At 53.2% G+C, this 17,365-nt stretch carries 18 protein-coding genes; 9 read left to right on the plus strand and 9 right to left on the minus strand.

Going from position 1 to position 17,365, the window contains the following annotated elements:
- The first annotated feature begins 14 nt into the window (after positions 1-14).
- Complete coding sequence (locus ED661_RS10445) at positions 15-158, plus strand: glyceraldehyde-3-phosphate dehydrogenase (protein ID WP_122073831.1); 144 nt, start codon at positions 15-17, stop codon at positions 156-158.
- Between the two features lie 107 nt (positions 159-265).
- On the opposite strand, the gene coaD is transcribed toward ED661_RS10445, so the two are convergent.
- The 3 genes from coaD to ED661_RS10460 all read right to left on the minus strand — a co-directional run bounded on the left by coaD (position 266) and on the right by ED661_RS10460 (position 2,379).
- Positions 266-766 (minus strand): pantetheine-phosphate adenylyltransferase, encoded by a 501-nt coding sequence (coaD, locus tag ED661_RS10450; protein WP_122073832.1) that lies wholly within the window; start codon positions 764-766, stop codon positions 266-268.
- Between the two features lie 226 nt (positions 767-992).
- A complete protein-coding gene (locus tag ED661_RS10455) occupies positions 993-1,427 on the minus strand; it encodes a CBS domain-containing protein (protein WP_122073833.1) in 435 nt (144 codons plus the stop codon).
- A gap of 55 nt (positions 1,428-1,482) precedes the next feature.
- Positions 1,483-2,379: a LysR family transcriptional regulator gene (locus tag ED661_RS10460; RefSeq protein WP_054462003.1), complete on the minus strand. Its 897-nt coding sequence runs from the start codon at positions 2,377-2,379 to the stop codon at positions 1,483-1,485.
- Between the two features lie 147 nt (positions 2,380-2,526).
- Here ED661_RS10460 and ED661_RS10465 point away from each other — a divergent pair, with 147 nt between their 5' ends.
- A complete protein-coding gene (locus ED661_RS10465) occupies positions 2,527-4,026 on the plus strand; it encodes a CoA-acylating methylmalonate-semialdehyde dehydrogenase (RefSeq protein ID WP_122073834.1) in 1,500 nt (499 codons plus the stop codon).
- A gap of 190 nt (positions 4,027-4,216) precedes the next feature.
- Positions 4,217-4,816, plus strand: coding sequence for a L,D-transpeptidase (locus ED661_RS10470; protein WP_122074106.1), 600 nt, complete (start codon positions 4,217-4,219; stop codon positions 4,814-4,816).
- A 98-nt stretch (positions 4,817-4,914) separates the two neighbouring features.
- Here ED661_RS10470 and ED661_RS10475 read toward each other — a convergent pair whose 3' ends face one another.
- From ED661_RS10475 to ED661_RS10490, 3 genes are all read right to left on the minus strand, one after another.
- Complete coding sequence (locus tag ED661_RS10475; protein WP_122073835.1) at positions 4,915-6,756, minus strand: UDP-N-acetylglucosamine-peptide N-acetylglucosaminyltransferase; 1,842 nt, start codon at positions 6,754-6,756, stop codon at positions 4,915-4,917.
- 1,438 nt (positions 6,757-8,194) lie between these two features.
- Positions 8,195-8,956, minus strand: coding sequence for a VOC family protein (locus tag ED661_RS10485; RefSeq protein ID WP_122073837.1), 762 nt, complete (start codon positions 8,954-8,956; stop codon positions 8,195-8,197).
- Between the two features lie 571 nt (positions 8,957-9,527).
- Positions 9,528-10,271 carry a creatininase family protein gene (locus tag ED661_RS10490; protein ID WP_122074107.1) on the minus strand — a complete coding sequence of 248 codons (744 nt, stop codon included), beginning with the start codon at positions 10,269-10,271 and terminating at the stop codon, positions 9,528-9,530.
- A 77-nt stretch (positions 10,272-10,348) separates the two neighbouring features.
- On the opposite strand from ED661_RS10490, the gene ED661_RS10495 reads away from it, so the two are divergent.
- Positions 10,349-10,951, plus strand: coding sequence for an XRE family transcriptional regulator (locus ED661_RS10495; protein WP_122073838.1), 603 nt, complete (start codon positions 10,349-10,351; stop codon positions 10,949-10,951).
- A gap of 36 nt (positions 10,952-10,987) precedes the next feature.
- Here the strand turns inward: ED661_RS10495 and ED661_RS10500 are convergent, their stop codons facing one another.
- Positions 10,988-11,758, minus strand: a complete 771-nt coding sequence (locus tag ED661_RS10500; protein ID WP_122073839.1) for a transporter substrate-binding domain-containing protein — start codon at positions 11,756-11,758, stop codon at positions 10,988-10,990.
- Positions 11,759-11,897: 139 nt separating this feature from the next.
- On the opposite strand from ED661_RS10500, the gene ED661_RS10505 reads away from it, so the two are divergent.
- From ED661_RS10505 to ED661_RS10520, 4 genes are read left to right on the plus strand one after another with little or no spacing between them, the layout of a single operon-like run.
- Positions 11,898-12,638 carry an amino acid ABC transporter ATP-binding protein gene (locus ED661_RS10505; RefSeq protein WP_122073840.1) on the plus strand — a complete coding sequence of 247 codons (741 nt, stop codon included), beginning with the start codon at positions 11,898-11,900 and terminating at the stop codon, positions 12,636-12,638.
- A 14-nt stretch (positions 12,639-12,652) separates the two neighbouring features.
- Positions 12,653-13,414, plus strand: coding sequence for an amino acid ABC transporter permease (locus ED661_RS10510; protein ID WP_122073841.1), 762 nt, complete (start codon positions 12,653-12,655; stop codon positions 13,412-13,414).
- Between the two features lie 11 nt (positions 13,415-13,425).
- Positions 13,426-13,761, plus strand: a complete 336-nt coding sequence (locus tag ED661_RS10515; RefSeq protein WP_122073842.1) for a carboxymuconolactone decarboxylase family protein — start codon at positions 13,426-13,428, stop codon at positions 13,759-13,761.
- A 9-nt stretch (positions 13,762-13,770) separates the two neighbouring features.
- Positions 13,771-14,820 carry an aromatic ring-hydroxylating dioxygenase subunit alpha gene (locus tag ED661_RS10520; protein WP_122073843.1) on the plus strand — a complete coding sequence of 350 codons (1,050 nt, stop codon included), beginning with the start codon at positions 13,771-13,773 and terminating at the stop codon, positions 14,818-14,820.
- A gap of 37 nt (positions 14,821-14,857) precedes the next feature.
- Here the strand turns inward: ED661_RS10520 and ED661_RS10525 are convergent, their stop codons facing one another.
- Positions 14,858-15,967: a hypothetical protein gene (locus tag ED661_RS10525; RefSeq protein ID WP_162930102.1), complete on the minus strand. Its 1,110-nt coding sequence runs from the start codon at positions 15,965-15,967 to the stop codon at positions 14,858-14,860.
- A 148-nt stretch (positions 15,968-16,115) separates the two neighbouring features.
- Here ED661_RS10525 and ED661_RS10530 point away from each other — a divergent pair, with 148 nt between their 5' ends.
- The gene (locus ED661_RS10530) at positions 16,116-16,709 is read left to right on the plus strand and encodes a carboxymuconolactone decarboxylase family protein (RefSeq protein ID WP_122073845.1); all 594 of its coding nucleotides are present in this window, start codon (positions 16,116-16,118) and stop codon (positions 16,707-16,709) included.
- Positions 16,710-16,856: 147 nt separating this feature from the next.
- On the opposite strand, the gene ED661_RS10535 is transcribed toward ED661_RS10530, so the two are convergent.
- Complete coding sequence (locus ED661_RS10535) at positions 16,857-17,300, minus strand: fatty acid desaturase (protein WP_122073846.1); 444 nt, start codon at positions 17,298-17,300, stop codon at positions 16,857-16,859.
- Positions 17,301-17,365: the final 65 nt, after the last annotated feature.

Consider the following 17,365-nt stretch of genomic DNA (forward strand, 5'->3'; position numbering starts at 1 on the left):
CTTGGCGAGGCCCCATGACACCTAAAATTGCAACTTGGCTTGGCCTGCTGTTGATCACTGGCATCGTCGCAGATCTTTTTGCCACCGGCGGGGACAACCTGATCTTTCTGGGCAAAAAGCTGTTTGAGCTGATGGAATGGGTCGCCTTCTGGCGCTAGCCACAGGTCGATGCGACCCGTCCCGGTTTGGGCGAAGCACGAAAGAAAGGCGTGGGCCAGTTAAGCGCCACGCCTTTGTTCTTTGCATCTAGAAGGGTTTTAGGCCTTCAGGATTTTCCCAACCGTTTGCGCAGCTCATCAAAGACCAGTGGCGTCACAAAGCTGGAAACATCCCCATCCAGACGGGCAATTTCCTTGACCAGTTTTGAGGCAATTGCCTGGTGACGGGCTTCGGCCATCAGGAACACTGTCTCGATCGAACTATCCAGCACGCGATTCATGCCAACCATCTGATATTCATATTCAAAATCAGCAACCGCACGCAGACCCCGAACAATGATCTGGGCGCCAACATCATTGGCACAGTCAATCAGCAGGTTTTCAAAGGGATGCACCACAATCTCGGTGCCGGTCTGCTCGCTCAACTTAGCGCATTCCGCCTCGATCATGGCAACGCGCTCTTCCAGCGAGAACAAAGGCCCCTTGTCGCGGTTGATCGCAACCCCGATGACCAATTTGTCCACCAAGGCGCTGGCGCGACGAATGATGTCGATATGACCCAAAGTGATGGGATCAAAGGTCCCTGGATACAAGCCGATACGCTGCATTGGCCCCTCCTGACATAATACTGTTTCAGTCTAAGCTATTGCGCCGACCAAACATCGGAACCCCTAGGGATGCAAGAGGGGGAAAATACGCAGAGACCTATTCCCGCGCGTCATCTGGTCGCGACCCTGCGTTTATCCAGCACGCCTCTTCAGGCAGCTCGGCGATGAGAGGATCCAGTGCAATAAGGCGACGGATCCCCCAGCGTTGTCGAAGATCTGACAGGGGTCAGTGCCCCATGATCATGCCTTCCAGCGCGTCTTTTTCCATGGCGATCTCAGCCAGCTGGGCCTTAACCACATCCCCCAGGGAGACAAGGCCAACCATTTTGCCGTCTTCAACCACTGGCATGTGACGGAAACGCCCAGCGGTCATCTGTTTCAGGATGTCTTCGACATTGGACTGGCTAGAGCAGGTCACCAGCTTGGTGGTCATATAGGCACTGACAGGTTTTTGCAGGCAACCCGAGCCACTGGTGCCCAGCTCCCGGACAATGTCGCGCTCCGACAGGATGCCCTCGGCTGTTTGGCCATCAGAAGAGACCACCACCGTACCGATCCCCTTGTCCGAAAGCAGAGCTGCCGCATCGGCAACGGACGCATCTGGGGCCACTGTGACAACTGCGGCACCCGCCTTGGACTTCAGAATCAATTGAACCAGCATATGCGCTCCTTTGGTAATTTTATGTCCTATTCCCAAGCGTTGCCGCAACGCCGCGTCAAGTCAAGGCCTCCAGCCGGGCCACCTCGTCGCGGATGCCCTTGGTCAGGGCGCGGGCAAAACGGTTGAGCCGCTCACTGCGCTGATCGCCCTGGTGACGCACCAGGTAGAAACTGCGCGTGAGGCTGATTTTATCGGTCAGAACCTTGCGCAGCATCCGGTGCGCTGGCAGCGAGAAATCATGCGCCACACAGAGCGCCGTGCCCTGGGCCGCCAGCTTGATCTGTACCGAAACCGAATTGGAGGCCAGCGCCACCCGCTCAATGCCAAGATTGCTGATGTAATCCAGCTCCTGATCAAAGATCATATCGGGGATATAGCCGATCATTTTGTGACCTTTGAGGTCTTCCAGCTTTTTGATCGGAGGATGTTTGCGCAGATAGTGGTGCGAGCCCACCATGTGTAGTTTGTAATCCGTCAGTTTCTGCACCAAGAGCTGTCCTGCCGTCGGTGCACTGACCGTGACCGCCATATCCGCCTCCCGGCGGCTGAGGTTGATCACCCGCGGCAAGGCAACGATCTGGATGTCCAGATCCGGGTGCTCCTCGCAGATCTGGGCACAGACCTGCGGCAGGATGTAATTGGCGCTGCCATCCGGTGCCCCAATACGGATCTGCCCGGACAGTGTGTCACTAGGCCCGGTGAGGGCCTCGGCCCCGGCACGCATCGCCTGTTCCGCCGCCTCAGCATGGACCAAAAGCCGATCCCCCGCCGCACTCAGCGCATAGCCCTGTGGGGATTTGACAAAAAGCGGGGTTTCCAATGCAGCTTCAAACCGCGCAATGCGACGGCCAACTGTGGCGGGATCCATTTTTAGGATACGTCCGGCACCAGACAGGCTGGCCTCACGGGCAACCGCCAAAAACACTTTCATATCATCCCATTGAGCATCCATCTGCACGATCCCCTCAGTTTGATCATGGGGTTTTCCACCCCGTTAACCATTTGCGTTCTTGCAAATCCTCTTTGAAATCTTTCCCCTTTTCCACCTCTTTTTGCAAGACTAAGCTCTGCGCAACTGATCAAGAGGAGGTTTTTTCAGATGCAAGAACTCACCCATTACATCAATGGCGAACACGTCAAAGGCACCTCGGGCCGTTTTTCTGACGTCTTCAATCCAGCCACCGGTGAAGTGCAGGCAAAATGCCCACTGGCCAGCAAAGAAGAGATGGCGCAGGCCGTCGCTGTTGCTGCTGCTGCCCAGCCTGCTTGGGAAAAAGTGAACCCACAGCGTCGCGCCCGCGTGATGATGAAATTTGTCGACCTCTTGAACCGCGATATGGACAAGCTGGCCGAAACCCTGTCGCGTGAGCACGGCAAAACCTTCCCTGACGCCAAGGGCGACATCCAGCGTGGTCTGGAAGTTGTGGAATATTGCATCGGCGCACCGCAGATGCTGAAGGGTGAATTCACCGACAGCGCCGGCCCCGGCATCGACATGTACTCCATGCGTCAGGCCCTGGGCGTAACCGCGGGTATCACCCCGTTCAACTTCCCGGCAATGATCCCCATGTGGATGTTTGCCCCTGCCATTGCCTGCGGCAACGCCTTTATCCTGAAACCTTCCGAGCGTGACCCGTCGGTGCCTTTGATGCTGGCGGAACTGCTGGAAGAAGCAGGCCTGCCCAAGGGCATCATCCAGGTCGTAAATGGCGACAAAGAAGCCGTTGACGCGATCCTGTTTGACGACACCATCCAGTCGGTTGGCTTTGTGGGCTCGACCCCAATTGCTGAATATATCTACGGCACCGGCTGCGCCCAGGGTAAACGCGTTCAGTGCTTTGGCGGCGCCAAGAACCACATGATCATCATGCCCGATGCCGATCTCGACCAGGCGGCTGACGCCCTGATCGGTGCTGGCTACGGTGCGGCAGGCGAACGCTGCATGGCGATTTCGGTTGCGGTTCCTGTTGGCAAAGAGACAGCGGACAAGCTGATCGAAAAGCTGATCCCCCGTGTTGAGACCCTCAAGGTTGGTCCCTACACTGCTGGCGACGACGTCGACTACGGCCCTGTTGTGACCGCAGCGGCCAAGGCCAACATCGAACGTCTGGTTCAGACCGGTGTTGATCAGGGTGCGGATCTGGTTGTTGATGGCCGGAACTTCAGCCTGCAGGGCTATGAGGACGGTTTCTTTGTTGGTCCAAGCCTGTTTGACAATGTCACCACCGACATGGACATCTACAAGCAGGAAATCTTTGGCCCGGTTCTGTCCACCGTGCGCGCTGAAACCTACGAAGAAGCGCTGTCCTATGCGATGGATCACGAGTACGGCAACGGCACGGCGATCTATACCCGCGATGGCGACACCGCACGTGACTTTGCCAACCGGATCAATATCGGCATGATCGGCATCAACGTGCCAATCCCAGTGCCACTGGCCTATCACACCTTTGGTGGCTGGAAGAAATCCGCCTTTGGTGATCTGAACCAGCACGGTCCTGATGCGTTCAAATTCTACACACGCACCAAAACCATCACCTCGCGCTGGCCTTCCGGCATCCGCGAAGGTGGCGAGTTTAACTTCAAAGCAATGGACTAACCTCCTGCCTTGAATGACTAAAAGGAAAGAGCTCCAAAGCAATTCGGGGCTCTTTTCTGTTAGCAGCTCTTGCAAACCTATGCGCAACAATCCGGGCAAAAACGCAAAAGTGAAGGCTGCAGGTCTTTTCACAGCTGCGTCTCATCCCATATGGGTGGGCAGAACCCAAAAACCTCTGTGTGGCCCGATCATGTCTTCAAAACCAATCCATCGCCGTGCTGCCCTTCTGGGGCTAGGTGCAACGCTTGCCACCCCAGCCCTGCTGCGGGCACAATCCAGCGATGCCTTCCCGCAGAATGAAGATCCGATCTCCAATCAGCCCTCGGTTCAGCGCAATATCTCGTCGTTTCGACAGCAGAACTGGCAGGACCATTTCGACGAATTAGGCCTTGGCTGTCTGCTGGCAGATGTGACCTCTCGCGCGGTGCATTACTGGGGCAGTGACGGCGAAACCTATCGCCTGTATCCTTCCTCGGTGCCCATGTCCGAAGAGCTGACCAAACGCGGCTACACCAAAGTGGTCCGCAAGGCAGAAAACCCAAGCTGGACACCCACCGCGTCAATGCGAGAACGCGACCCAAGCCTGCCAACCCGACTGCCTGGTGGTCCTGGCAACCCATTGGGGACCCGCGCCATGTACCTTAGCTGGCCGGCCTATCTGGTGCATGGCACCCATGACACCCGCAAAATTGGCCGCCAGAGCTCTTCGGGGTGCATTGGGCTTTACAATCAACACGTCGAACAGCTTTATCCGCTGGTGAAAGTCGGCACTCAGGTTCTTGTTCTCTGATACCTGAGTGAGATCTCCACAAAACGACCTAGCGCTGCAGCAATGCTAAAGACCCCGACAGGATCGGGGCCTTTATTATTGATTTAGGTTTCCTGGTGTCATGCTGGTGGTTTCAGCATCATATGCTTTGGCTTGTCCCCGGCATCATGGCGAGCAATCGCCATCTCCATCAGCGCCTCAAAATCACGGATGTATTTCTCTGAATCGTATAGCGCCGTTGTCATCAGATTGTCCTGCAGTTTCTGACGCATCTCAGCCATTGCCTCAGGATCTGTCGCAAGTTTGAGCGCCAGAGCCTTGTAGTCTTCGACCGTATCCACCGAGAGTTCCGGACAGCCCGCCGCAGCAACGATGGAGGAGCACACCCGCGCTGCAAATTGCTTTCCTGCTTTTGTCACAATAGGCAAGCCTGCCCAGACGGCCTCGCTGGCGGTAGTATGTGCATTACAGTTAAAAGCATCCAAGAACAGATCCGCAACTCCAAAACGGGCTAAATGGTCTTCATTCGGGACCCGATTGGCAAAGAACAGGCGATCCCCGGAAATACCCCGGTCTTCAGCTTCCTTGGTCAGGTTCTTTTGCAAACCCTCCTCCGGTGCCAACAGCCACAAAACACTCTCTGGCACCTCCTTCAGCAAGGACATCCAGACGTCAAAATCCGCAGGTGTAATTTTGTTGGGGTTGTTCAGACTGCAAAAAACAAATTTACCTTCTGGCAGGCCTTCATCTGCACGGCTGACAACCTTGGGTCGCTGACGCGATCGATCATTGGGCTGATAACACTCTGGCATATAGAGTATTTTTTCAGAGTAAAACTTGCGACTTCCTGCCGGAATGGTGATCTGATCGCCAATCATGTAATCCATGGTAGACAGGCCAGTTGTTCCAGGAAAGCCAAGAAAAGCGACCTGGACCGGAGCACAGCGATAGGCAAAAGACGCCATACGCCCACCCCGCGTAAAACCTTTCATGTCGATGGCAATGTCGATCCCGTCCTGGCGGGCCCGTTCCGCCAGTTCAAAATCGGACAATTCGGACACACTCAAGTAGTGATCCGTACCGGCCTTGATCCCCTTCAGGATCTCATTGTCACTTTCAGCCTTGTAGTCGTAGATGTAGACCTCAAAGCGGCTCTTGTCGTGGAGTTCAAAAAAGCTGCCCAATAGATCCATGGTCGCATGGTTGTAAAAATCGTTTGAGAAATATCCAATCTTAATCCGGCGCCCCTCGGCCTTGTCCCGCTTGAAATCAAGCAGTTTGTTGAGGTTCTCTTTACAAAACTGCATCAAGGCACGACAGCGTTTCTCCGTCCGCATCTTGAGCAATCCAGGGTCGTCAATCACACTCAGCAGGGAGAAAGGTTCGACATTCTGCGGTGCGGAATCTCCAAGACGCAGAATATTCTTGAGTTCCGGATAGAACGACCAATCGCTCTCACACATGCAGGCGTGCATCCAATGATAGGCGGTCGACGCTTTTTGCCCATCAACGCGATAAGCCGCTTGAAAGAACCCCTTTGCATCGGTCGCACGGTTCATTATGATCAGAACTTTACCCAGCGCACCCAATACGTTACAGTCAAAGGAGTTGATTTTCATCGCCTCCATCAGCACCAAAAGTGCCTTATCAATCTGTCCTTGCTTGGTCAGAGTTTCTCCCAAGTAACGAAGGAGGTTGACGTCATTTGGATGCTGCTGAAGACCCTGGCAAAGGATCTCTTTGGCACATTCTAACTCGGTCCGAACAATCGCAATCGAGGCTTTGCGTTGAAAATCGAGAGGGGTGACAAGGGTTGGATCTAACCTCGAGTTAACCACCGGATCAAATGGGAAGTAAGTGGGGGTACTGGTTGCTTGAGTGTTGTGGCCGACCATTTTGTTTCCTCTAGGCGAAAACTCGAGTTGCGCCGACAACCCAACCAGAAAAACGGGCTCTTCCATAAGGTCATCGCGATGTATTTTTACAGCCTATACTGCCAGCCCTAACATTTCCTTTCCGGTTTTTTCTGAAAACCCATTCGAATCTCAGGCTTCGTAACACATTGGGTCAATTGGACGCCTTTCCTGACGTGGCGCGAAATATTCGGGCAGTTTTGCGGCTCAGCTAAGATGTAATCGGATTGGTTTCATGCCGCCTTTAAGCCTTCAAGGATTGTGATCTCTGTACCACCTTCAGTCGCTACGGCTGGCTTCCCGGCAAGTTGGGAGACTTTTTGTGTGATGAGAAAGACGTAAGTCTTCGGTTGCGTGAAGACCACGATCCGCTTGATTTGGAGGCAGAGCGAGTTGATCTGCGACTGTCCTATGGTCCGCTTTCGCCCCCTTCGGCCGAGCTTCTATCCCAGCAGCGGGATTGCGTCATCGCAGTTTGCGCTCCAGAATATCTTGAGCATGGTTCGTTGAATAGGGACTTGACGCTGAACTTAGGCTATCGCTTCATCTCTACAGACTGGGGCGCCAAAGCTTCGCGCTTCCCCTCTTGGTCAGACAGAGGGTACAGCCGCAGCCGGAAATTTTAAACGGTTCGGGATGCGTTATAACGGATTTTGAAATGGGAAGTGTACCGTGCTGCAATGCGAAGTGTCCCAAACTCACTCCGAAATTGGCACCAAAGATGGGTGGCCTCGGGTCCGGTTCTGGAATATAAAACAGGGCGCTCGTCTAGAAAAATTTGCTGCAATGTGAAGTATCCCGCACTGCAAAACGAAGTGTCCCTGTTAGGAGACACTTGATATTGCAGTAACCGGAAGACCCTGGATGAAGCCGGAAGATACCGGATAGAGCCATTTAAAACAGGCTTTAAGAGGTGTTTATGGGGTTTGAAAGCTTGGAGAACGTTGTCTTTCAAAGATGGTCAAAATCGCTTAAACTGAAACGACAGACGATTTTGAGACACTTCCCCTTTCAAACTCCCCAACTCTCCTACAGCCTATAAAAATAGCGCCTATCGGCGCCAACGCGCCCGGCAAAGTTCAATTTCTCGACTTCCGGACTAAGAATTAGGTCGGGCTGAGGTGTTCCGGTTCCTAGAAAGAGATTTTTCCATTGATTGCAATCTCTTGATGTTTTTTAGCAAGGCTGAACCGCGCAGCGAACTAGGAACAGATTTTTAACGGTGTGAATGGGGTATTCCCTCCCCTACCCTTCGGCACCAAATGGAACGGTAGTTCAGTAAGTTTACGAATGCTGCCCGTTCTGTGGCAAAATCAAATCAGAGCCACTGAGGTGCAATACGCCAAACCCTCGTTCGTTGCAGCAGCAAGGGTACAAGCCGTGTGAATTCATGCATTGCGAGACGAGGTTAGCCTATAATAGGTTCCCGCAAATGCCTCCTTCGTAGCCCCTCCTGAGCGCCACACTGCCAAACCTTCATGGTCTGCTAGGCGCGATGTTCAGGAAAGCTGGTTATCCGCAACTCTTCGCAATCAATCTTCAGCACATTCGCCCCAGAGAAGTGCGTGTAAGAGTACCCAGCGGTATTGGTCGTAGTAATTGTCATTGGTCCTGAGCCATGAACTTCTTGAATTTCCAAAACAGAATACGGGCGCTGATAGAGCCATTCCCGGTTTTCAATAGCCGTTAGATCTGCGCTTGGTGGTGTATCGTCAGTGAAGGCAAAGAAGTGCAGCGTAAAGCCATGTGTTTCCACCGATTGGACGGATAGGCAGGTCATGCCCCATGCCAGGCACGCCTCTCTCAGTGGAGCAATGTCATGTGTCCGCAATGTTAGCAAGTTCAGGCTTGCACCCCCCCCGAGGCGTGACGGATCAGGTTTCCCAGATGGCCGATTTCCCTCAAACCAATGCTCGATCAGCTCAATGGTGAACCCTTCAGGGTCATGAAAATGCGCCAGATAGCCAATGTCCCGAAACTGATGCGGAGTACTCACTTCAATCCCTTGGGCAGTAAGTTGCTTGTAAGCCAATTCGATGTTCTGAACAGCAAGGGCAATCTTCCAATATACGTCTCCAGCAGAAGGCTGATAGGGGCGCTCTGCCTTGACAAAGAGCAAACCAGCCTGGGCGGGATCGTAGGAAACGGCCCCGTCCTCTCGCAGGCCCATGCCCAAAATGTCAATGTAGAACCTTTTCTGAGCATCGGGCGCCAGGCAGCGAAAGATTATGGTCTCGATCTTAGGCATGGGGTGTTCTCTTCAGTGAGTGGCGTTCAGGTTATTGCTTATTGAGCGACTTCGAAGTGGTCTTCACGAAGCAGCGCTGAGCCATCAGGTTGCAAGGCCCAAAGCTGGTTGGTGATAATGCCGTGGGCGTAGTTCATCTTCCAATCTACAGAAACTCGTGTCGTTGACAGGTCTTGAGAAACGACAGTGGTAGTATTGGAGTAGATTATGCGGCGTGCTGTCAGTAATGCAAACGTTGCGCTTCGAGTGTCTTTCGTTTGATCCTTTTGCGTTGCTTTAGAATGGTTTTGTCACGCCCGAAGTAGACATCAGCGGGTCCGGCATGTAGGTCGGACGGTTTCCCGACGTTCTCCGCAAGTGCCTACGGCTCAGAGCGATCAGAAAAACCCAACATTCAGCCAGTCATCATCGCTCGTCTTTCCAAACCGCCGCATGGCGGTTCCAAGCTCAATTTGATCCACAGGGCGAACCTCAACTTTGGCGCTGCGGTATATGCTCATTTTCGGGATCACTTTTCAGACACTGAGCGGAAAGAGCAGCGAACGTCAGTTAATCACTTTTTGGGAAGATGTTATTCGCCAGCTATTTGCTCGAATTCAATAAAATCTTTCGCGATGGCTTGTGCGGATAGTTGCAAGATCCGGGCGCCATCTTCTGGTGTTGCCAACGCCGAGTGCGAACCAACTCTACCATCAGGAAACATTGCACGGTGTTCATCTGGGGGGCCATGACGGTCTCCGCTATGTTCGCGCACATATTTTGCGGACAACCGCCTTGGCGGGGCAATTGCTCCCTCAGCCGACAAAGTCCCCAATAGTGTTTGCGTAATTGCGATTTCCGACGGGGTGGCATGCATGCCTTCCCAATGGCCGTATAGCTCCTTGCGCAAGTTGTTGATCTCATCTGGCTCCCACCAGCTACGGACTTTCAAGACTGCCGTCTCGAGCTCAGCTCCGATGGAACTAAGAGGCGCAAGGTTTGCGCCATGTCCGTTGACGACATAGACACCGAGAAACCCCTGATCCAACAGCCCCCTGATGATCTCGCGAGCATAGGCGATGAATACTTCAGGAGACACGGAAACCGTGCCTGCAAAGGAGGTGTTAAAAGGCGCCGGAGTATATGCCAAGGCAGGCGCAACAATCGCATCACATTCCTCGGCAGCCCGCTGCGCCACTGCATCGGCACATATCGTGTCAGTACCAATACGCCCTATCGGACCATGTTGTTCAGTAGAGCCAACTGGCAACATTATCGCGGCCCCCTTTTGAATACGGCGATCTACGTCATGCCATGTCATTTGTTCAAGTTTCATTGCGTTCCTTACGATTTTGGGAGCCAATGACATGAGCATCGCTTTCCCTTTTGGTTTCGGGCAGCTACGCTAATGCCATGGAAGATTCAGTACCAATCGAAATTGAAAAACCGCCGCTTGATCATCTGATCGGTGTTGCGGTCAAGGCGCATAGAGTTCTTGCAGGGCTTACCTTGGCCGAATTGTCCGCCAAGGCCAAAGTCTCGCCTGCGATGATTTCCAAGATCGAACGGGGTCAGGTTTCTGCATCGCTGAGCTCGCTGGAAGCGCTGGCGCAAGCGACCGGGGTGCCGCTGATCAATTTCTTCGCAGGCACAGTCGATACCACGGATGTTTCGTTTGTCGCTGCTGGCGAGGGCATGACGGTTCAACGTCTGGGCAGTGGGTTTGGTCATGTCTACAAGCTGATAGGCAGGGCAGAAGCGAGCCACGTGAATTTTGAAAGCTATAATGTGACCCTCGAGGGCCCGCTGCCACCACGTCCTTTGTATCAACATGAGGGAATTGAATTTATCCATGTGACCGACGGTGAGATGATCTATCGCTGTGGCGAGGGGCTCTATAACATGTGTCCCGGTGATAGTCTGAGCTATGATGCCAGTTCTGCCCATGGCGCGGTTGAGTTGAAGACCGGCACCGTGAGCTTTATTACGCTAGTGGCGAAGGCCGTTTCTCAATGAAAACGCCCGCCGTTCGTTTGGCGGGCGTTGGCTAGGTCAAAGACCCCATTTTGCTTGATTTGCTTCAAAGAATCCTTGGGCTTTTTTAACTTTGATCCAGTTGTTAACGTAGTTGATCCACACTTGATCATCCTGTGGCAACAACACTGCGATAGGAGAAGGAGAGCGTGGGCCGGTGCCATTAACGCGCATGATGGGAAATTTCGCCTCAAGGGTCGAGCCCTCGATATTGGAGGTGATGAAGACATCCGCTCGACCAGCAAGGACCTCTTGGAACCCGCGAGCCGGAGCTTCGACAACTTTGATATCAGCGTTAGGGAACCACTCACGTACGCGTTTTTCAAAAGTAGTACCAAGAGTGGTTGCGACTCTGACATCAGGTTGGTTGATCGATTCATACCCATCAAAACGGTCAGCGTTTGCCTCTAGTGTGAAGGGGTACAAATCTACAGAAATGTAGCTTTCCGAAAACCCAGCCACCTTCATGCGTGGCGGCGAGATCGAGGCAGAACCCGTCATGTGGTATTTTCCGGCAACGACACCGTTAACAAGCGTTTTCCAATCGGTAGGCACGAACTCGACCTCAACGCCGAGGTCTTGGGCCAGTTCGGTCATGATGTCGATATCAAAGCCTTTGTAGGAATTTGTGGCTGGGTCTCGTAAAGTCATTGGGTTCCAGTCCCCGGTGGTGCCAACTTTAAGAACGCCAGTATCGAGGATCTCATTTAAGGCGGATTGGGCCTGAGCTGCCCCGGCAAGCGCAAGGCTGATGGCCGCCGCTGCGGCGACTTTGAATGCACGTTTCATATACTCTCTCCCTTTGGTTGTTCTTGGACTGCCTATGAATTGAAGCATTTTTGATACTTGATTTAACGCCGAGATCGACGTTAACCTCAAGAAAAAATTTTCATCACAAGAAAATTCACACACCAGAGGAACCCAGCCAGTGAGCGAAACAGCAATCGAGTTGGTCAATGTCAACAAGTGGTATGGCACGTTCCATGTCCTGAAAGATATAAACCTATCCATCAAGACCGGTGAAAAAGTGGTGATCTGTGGCCCGTCTGGATCCGGTAAGTCAACAGTGGTGCGCTGCATCAACCGGTTGGAAGAACACCAAAAGGGTACCATTAACGTGGATGGGGTCGAACTGACCAATGACCCGAAATCTGTGACCGCAATCCGCTCAGATGTTGGGATGGTGTTTCAGAGTTTTAACCTGTTTCCGCATCTGACAGTGCTTGAGAACCTTACGTTGGGTCCGATCAAGGCGCGCGGACTCACTAAGTCCGAGGCCGAGGCCAAGGCGATGCATTATCTTGAACGCGTGCACATTCCTGATCAGGCAAAGAAACGTCCTGGCCAGTTGTCCGGCGGGCAACAGCAGCGCGTCGCAATTGCTCGATCGCTGTGCATGGAACCCAAGGTTTTGTTGTTCGATGAGCCGACCTCAGCGCTGGACCCGGAAATGATCTCCGAGGTTCTCGATGTGATGGTGGAATTGGCGCAAGAAGGGATGACCATGGTGGTTGTGACACATGAAATGGGCTTTGCCCGCAAGGTCGCAGACAACATGATTTTTATGGATGCTGGTCAGATTGTTGAACAGGGCACCCCAGATGATTTTTTTGGCGCCCCACGGTCTCCACGGTGTCAGCAGTTTCTCAGCCAGATTCTACAGCATTGAGTAAGGGTACAGTAATGAAAAGAAATCTCATTCTATTGTTGCCCTTGCTGGCGCTGGCAGGATGTTCCAGTTCGTCCACCTGGGGATGGTATGTGATTAACCCGATGACGGCCTCGGGTTGGGTCAACGTAAAATTCCTGATTTCAGGCATGGGCGACACCATCTTGATTTCGGTGATCGCCGCCGTGATTTCAATTGTGTTGGGATTGATCGTCGCTCTGCCTGGACTGGCAAAAAGCCGAGGCTGGCGGATGGCTAATCGGGTATACGTTGAGCTGGTACGCTCCATCCCCTTGCTGCCGATGTTATTCTGGGTCTTTTACGGACTGCCCATCATTTTCCGTGAAATGGGGATGAATGTTCCGATTGATCCATTCTGGGGAGCGGTCATCACGCTCGCTCTGTCAGACAGTGCATTCACCGCTGAAATCTACCGGGCCGGCATCCAGTCGATTGCCAAGGGACAGACCGAAGCTGCGCAGACAATTGGACTGAATTATCTGCAAACCATGCGCTATGTGATCCTGCCACAAGCGATCCGACGCATTCTGCCGCCACTGGCAAACCAGTTTATCTATATCGTCAAGATGAGTGCCTTTGCTTCTGTCATCGGAATGCAGGAACTGACACGACGCGCCAATGAGCTGGTGGTGACGGAGTACCGCCCTCTGGAAATCTATTCATTGCTGATCCTCGAATACTTGATTCTCGTGCTGTTTATTAGCGCTGGCGTACGCTGGCTTGAACGGCGAATGGGATCGGATGAGCGTGGCTAAAGGAGAAGAACATGGATTGGAAAAACTTCATGGCCGAAATCGAGGCCGACATTGGGACCTATTCGAAAGAGGTGCCCGAGACGGTCAAAGGTTTTGGCATCATGGGCAAAGCCGCCAAGACCAACGGCGCACTTAGCGAAAAAACCAAAGAGTTTATGGCGCTGGGCATTGCCATTGCCACCCGCTGTGACAGCTGCATCGGCTTTCACGTCCGGGCATTGGTGCGACTAGACGCCAGCCGTGAAGAGCTCTGCGAAGCGTTGGCAATGGCGACATACATGGGCGGTGGCCCGTCCTATGCCTATAGCGCCAAGGCGCTAAAGGCCTTTGATGTGTTTTCGGAATAGGAGTGAGCGATGCGACCGGATTTAACCGGAGCCAGCGGTTTCGTGCGCGACTGCTGGTATGTAGCAGGGCGCAGCGAGGATTTTAGCCGTGCATTGACTGCGCTGCGGATGCTGGACGAGGAGATCGTGATCTACCGCGACACCAAAGGTATGGCGATCGCGCTTGAAGATGCTTGTCCGCATCGTAAACTGCCCTTGTCGCGCGGCACAATCGAGGGAGACAATGTGGTCTGCGGCTACCACGGGTTGACCTTTGACTGCGCCGGGGAATGCGTGATCGCGCCGACGCAGTTGGACAACCCTCCGCGCCGCGCAGCCGTCCACTCTTACGCGGCAGAAGATCGCTGGGGCTTTTTATGGCTTTGGATGGGAGACCCGTCACAGGCTGACCGTTCCAAGATCATCGACATCCCGAACTTCAACGACCCCACATGGGGTAAAACTGCCAGAGGCGCGATGGAGATGGCCTGTCACTATCTCTATATCACCGACAATCTGCTGGACCCAAGCCATGTGGCCTGGGTGCATCTAACGTCTTTTGCTGGCGCCGGAACCGACAATAGCCCACTCGATCTGGAAGAGTTCGACGAAGGGGTGATTGTGTCACGTTGGATCTTTGACGAACCGCCAGCTCCTTATTACAAGCCGATGCTGCCCTTTGGACCCAATTGTGATCGCAAACAGCACTATGAGTGTCGGCTCCCCTCCACCGCGATCAACATGTCGATATACGCGCCGGTGAGCGAAGGAGGAGCGGATAAGCCTTTGTCACCCAATGCATTGGTCAATATTTCCTATAATTTCATCACACCGGTGGATGGGGACAACTCGCGCTATTTTTGGTTCCAGCACCGTAACATGCACGCAGAGGACACTGCCCTGTCAGAGCGGATGTTCGACGGTGCTATCATGGCCTTCACGGAGGACAAAGACGTGCTGGAATATGTTCAGACTGGTATGGCGCGGCGTAAGACAGGATACATCAATCTTGGGCTTGACGCAGGGGCCATGCGGTTCCGTTCGCGCATTGCCAAGGCCATTGCTGCGGAACAACCGTAAAGCCCGTGGCAGGCCGGGAGACGGCCTGCCACGCAGCTTATTGAACCCCCACAAGACGTCCAGTGTGACCTTGGCCAACCTCTTGCGCCGGGGAGTCGAATACCGTTTTAATACTAGAATACTGTGCAATCAGATCGGAGCCACCAGGGACAAGATTCGGGTCCAGCACCCCATCTTTCCAGACGGCAATACCATCGATGAGGATCGTAGGATCAAGCACATTTAACGATATTTCACCGGGCGCGTAATCACCACAAGTATGAAAATGCAGCAGACGCGGATTGCCAAAGGCACCGCCACTCCAGCGTTGATAGTTGTCAGCGGCAGGTAGAGTGTAGGCGCAGCCCGGATGGATACCTGCGTGCCAAGAATGCATGCTCATGGGGTCAATGTTAAACTTCTGTCCGACCTCGGCGTAGTGCATCTGAGCGCAATGCACATCCATCTCATGCCCCTTGAAGTGCGTCAGGTGGTTATCCGTGAAATGCACGGCCAGCGGCTCTTTCAGGTCACAGCCATAGGGCTCGTAAAACTTGGAACCAGTCCCAACCAGAAACCCTTCTTGCATCAACACCCCGGAAAACCCTTGCGCGGGCACAGGAGCAAAGACCGACATCGGAAATCGGGTGACGCTGACATCTGCGGCACCTGATGGGGCGTAGTTCGCGCCGGGACCAGAGAAATCAGTTCCAAGCGGACAGGTCACCCGGATAGAGCTTGCCCCAGCAAACATCGCATTGACTGCATCCTTCAGAGCTACAAATCCGGCGTAATGGGCGCGACCAAAGCCCGAGGCTAGCATCTCTGCGTCCAACGCATATGACATGATTGGACGAGTGTCCGCCATCGTCGCATCAAAGCGGATCTGGTCGCCCGTGCGAGACAAGAATAACGTTCGATCAGCCTGTCGCATAGCATTGATGATAGATTGAGGAATTGGTCCCCCAGTTGGCTCAAAAGGAATAGTCCTTAGTTCCGTTCGGATTTCCATGTCACGCGCACAGGTGACGACAGCCTCTACAATGGCTTTATCATAATAGCTGTTGCCTGGGTCTTCTTGCAAAACAAGCAGTCGATCCCCTGCAGAAAGTCCTCCGCAGTTCACCAAGAGATTTTCGGCGCCAAGACGTAAGTCGGATTGCTGCACAGATCTCATCCCTATCACTGTATGTGTCAAAAGGAACTTTACTGCCGAACCCCTCTAGCAATCTACAAAATTTTCACCGTGGATAAAAATTATACTGACAGTAGTCCTCACTTGGGATTTAGTGTTGGCAACAAAACAGGAGACAACGATGAGCGCGTGGATTGAAATGGTTGCCGATGATCAGGCTTCGGGCCGCCTGAAAGAGCTTTTGGACAGGGCCCGGACACCGCATGGAACTATAGATACTGTGATGCGAGTACACTCACTGCGCCCTGAAACGATGGATGGTCACGTGACATTGTATCGTTCTGTTCTGCATTCCAAAGACAACGTATTACCGTTCTGGTTTCTAGAAGTGGTAGCCAGCTACACGTCTATTCTAAACGATTGCACCTACTCGTTGACGCATCACTTCATGAATGTACGCAACCTGATTAAGGACCAGCCCCGCAGCGATCGGATTTTCTTGGCGCTCAAGGCCCATCGACCCGAGGATGAATTTAGCGGGAAAGAGCTGGCCTTGCTCCGCTATGCTCACAAGCTAACCACGGATGTCGGAAAATTGGTGAAATCTGATTTCGAGGCTCTCAAAATTGCCGATTGCAACGACGGTGAGATCCTGGAGGTCAATCAGGTCTGCGCCTATTTCAATTACTCCAACAGACTTTTGAACGGTTTGGGAGCGACCACAGAAAACGACATAATCGGCTTCTACAAAGAGGATGAGGAGGTTAGCGCATAAGTTCGAGCGGTTTCAAATGGTTCTGCAGTTTTTCTGACCTGCTCCCCGAAATCTCCCGCACCTTAATGTAGAGTTTGCTCAATCTTTCAAAGGAGCAAACAGATGCGAAAGAGCCGCTTCACAGAAGCCCACATTACTCATGCCAATTCATCCGGAGAGGTGACGAGCGTAGGCTTCGGTGAACGATGTGTAGCCATCTGCCGTGTTTGACAAGTGCGGTTTCATAAGCTTGTGCAGCTCGGGTAGATTATGGAACGGGACAGATGGGTAGCTGTGGTGCTCGGTGTGGAAGGGCATATTCCACGCAATTGCTCGCACAAGCCTATTTGTGAACGTCGTCCGAGTGTTTTCGAAAATGTTAGCAACGAAGGCGCAGCGACCGTGCTCGGCTAACAGATAGAGGCGCAGGAAAGGTTGGCCAATCACCATAGGCAAAAGCCACACAAATAGCAAAACGGGTTCTTCCGCCCAAAGGCATAAAACCAGCAGTGAAGCATAGAGAAACAGGTAAATGCGGGATTCCTTGGTGATCTCGTTGCGGCGTGCCTGCGGGACAAAATCATCGCCGCATTGCCCCGACGCGTTGCCCATCAGCGTGCGCGCGTGGCTGATCCAAACCGGGATACCTGAGATATGGCGCAGAACTGCCCTTTGTT

The organism is Pseudophaeobacter sp. EL27, from assembly GCF_900313025.1.
Classification (GTDB): Bacteria; Pseudomonadota; Alphaproteobacteria; order Rhodobacterales; family Rhodobacteraceae; genus Pseudophaeobacter.

What these genes read in the sequence shown, in the direction of transcription:
- ED661_RS10475 (WP_122073835.1), bottom strand. Translation starts at nt 6,756, where the DNA reads ATGGAAGAGCCCGTTTTTCTGGTTGGGTTGTCGGCGCAACTCGAGTTT.
- ED661_RS10485 (WP_122073837.1), bottom strand. Translation starts at nt 8,956, where the DNA reads ATGCCTAAGATCGAGACCATAATCTTTCGCTGCCTGGCGCCCGATGCT.
- ED661_RS10510 (WP_122073841.1), top strand. Translation starts at nt 12,653, where the DNA reads ATGAAAAGAAATCTCATTCTATTGTTGCCCTTGCTGGCGCTGGCAGGA.
- ED661_RS10515 (WP_122073842.1), top strand. Translation starts at nt 13,426, where the DNA reads ATGGATTGGAAAAACTTCATGGCCGAAATCGAGGCCGACATTGGGACC.
- ED661_RS10470 (WP_122074106.1), top strand. Translation starts at nt 4,217, where the DNA reads ATGTCTTCAAAACCAATCCATCGCCGTGCTGCCCTTCTGGGGCTAGGT.
- ED661_RS10520 (WP_122073843.1), top strand. Translation starts at nt 13,771, where the DNA reads ATGCGACCGGATTTAACCGGAGCCAGCGGTTTCGTGCGCGACTGCTGG.
- ED661_RS10445 (WP_122073831.1), top strand. Translation starts at nt 15, where the DNA reads ATGACACCTAAAATTGCAACTTGGCTTGGCCTGCTGTTGATCACTGGC.
- ED661_RS10495 (WP_122073838.1), top strand. Translation starts at nt 10,349, where the DNA reads ATGGAAGATTCAGTACCAATCGAAATTGAAAAACCGCCGCTTGATCAT.
- ED661_RS10460 (WP_054462003.1), bottom strand. Translation starts at nt 2,379, where the DNA reads ATGGATGCTCAATGGGATGATATGAAAGTGTTTTTGGCGGTTGCCCGT.
- coaD (WP_122073832.1), bottom strand. Translation starts at nt 766, where the DNA reads ATGCAGCGTATCGGCTTGTATCCAGGGACCTTTGATCCCATCACTTTG.
- ED661_RS10530 (WP_122073845.1), top strand. Translation starts at nt 16,116, where the DNA reads ATGAGCGCGTGGATTGAAATGGTTGCCGATGATCAGGCTTCGGGCCGC.
- ED661_RS10465 (WP_122073834.1), top strand. Translation starts at nt 2,527, where the DNA reads ATGCAAGAACTCACCCATTACATCAATGGCGAACACGTCAAAGGCACC.
- ED661_RS10535 (WP_122073846.1), bottom strand. Translation starts at nt 17,300, where the DNA reads ATGGGCAACGCGTCGGGGCAATGCGGCGATGATTTTGTCCCGCAGGCA.
- ED661_RS10500 (WP_122073839.1), bottom strand. Translation starts at nt 11,758, where the DNA reads ATGAAACGTGCATTCAAAGTCGCCGCAGCGGCGGCCATCAGCCTTGCG.
- ED661_RS10490 (WP_122074107.1), bottom strand. Translation starts at nt 10,271, where the DNA reads ATGAAACTTGAACAAATGACATGGCATGACGTAGATCGCCGTATTCAA.
- ED661_RS10455 (WP_122073833.1), bottom strand. Translation starts at nt 1,427, where the DNA reads ATGCTGGTTCAATTGATTCTGAAGTCCAAGGCGGGTGCCGCAGTTGTC.